The sequence below is a fragment of the Sulfitobacter sp. 15WGC genome (assembly GCF_005068605.1).
Classification (GTDB): domain Bacteria; phylum Pseudomonadota; class Alphaproteobacteria; order Rhodobacterales; family Rhodobacteraceae; genus Sulfitobacter; species Sulfitobacter faviae.
In genome coordinates, this window is the sequence record NZ_SZNL01000048.1 from 1 (window position 1) to 1,337 (window position 1,337).

Here is a 1,337-nt window from a genome sequence, read left to right on the forward strand (position 1 = left end):
CTCCCGTCAACTGGGAGGGGCACACCCGCAGCACCCGCTATAGGTGTGTCAACGGTGGGGCACTAAACTGGGGCACTCCGAGACCTACGGGTGGTCGGGGTGTCTTATCTACCTGACGGGGAGAGTGTTGGCTGGGATGGTAGGAACCCTTGCGTTTCGTTGTTTTGAATCACCTTTTCTACTCAACCAACAAAACTGGGGCAAAAGATGGGGCGGTTTAGGCCCTAGCCTCCCCGTGACAACCAGCCCAAAGCCACCTCCCGCTCTCAAGTTGGTAACGGTGTCCCCGTGAGCCTCGTTACGTCCTCTCGCCCAACCTCCCTGTTCAACAGACAATAGGCATATCCCCCGACGATTAGGATTGAGATCAGACCTACGGCAATTGCCACCTCTCGGGCTACAGGGACACCTGAGATGACGATCAACGCCCCTTTTGATACTCCTGCATTGACTGCGAGAGCCTCAATTACTGGAAGCCCGGCGATCTTACCTACAAGGGCACTATTCATCGCACCAGCCCCGGAACCGACTGCTGAGAACGCTGATACTAGCCCCGGGCTAATGGCCGCAGATGTCTCAGAAACGATAATTAACGCCCCGCTAGCAGTCTTCATCGCGAGGAAGCTGGATGTGGTGGCGGTGCCCAGCAGAGCGCCGGTGAAGGCTCCTACCGTTGCTCCAGCAGCGCCGACTATGCCCGTAGCGATCAAGGAAGCGGTACCTGAGACAGTTGAGTATCAAGAGACTATTTTCGCAATCGAACATAAGCCCGGAACACTGGATCAAGGAATTCATATGTCCCACGCTGATCATGCTTACGCACAAGCGCGGGACCATATTTTTTATCAATTAGCCTAGGAACAAGTTGATCCATATACTCAATGTCGAGCTCTTGCGCTGTTGTTCTGATGGCCTTTAGGCTAATTCCGCCTTCTACATCATCGAGCGAAACGTTTTCTTCAGCTAGCAATGTTAGAAGTAGAGCTCGACTGTTGCTGTCGCCGACAGCCCTCTGGTATTTCCTTTCAAGATGAGGGAAAGCCCGACCAGATGAAATCTCCTCGAGAACATCATTAAGGGTTCCAATCTCAATATTGTTTGTTCCAGTTAAATTCCCTTGTTCTACGCAACGCTTTCCTATTAGCTGTGTAAAATAGGGGTAACCCATAGATATATCAAATATCTTACTTATAACCTCATCACTAAAGACCAGCTTTCCATGATACGCAGCGCTTGCTCTTCGAAAAATTAGAGCGGTTTCATCTAAGGCCATTGGCTTAACATGTGCGTAGCCCTGTTCGATCAAGCGCTCAACCGATCCATGGTCTTCCACCAGG

1 protein-coding gene is annotated in these 1,337 nt (G+C 51.3%); it reads right to left on the minus strand.

What is annotated here, in order from left to right; all coding sequences use genetic code 11:
• Nucleotides 1-745: 745 nt before the first annotated feature.
• Nucleotides 746-1,337: hypothetical protein (locus FCK22_RS17830; protein WP_169306123.1), on the minus strand; the 592-nt coding region annotated here is incomplete at its 5' end.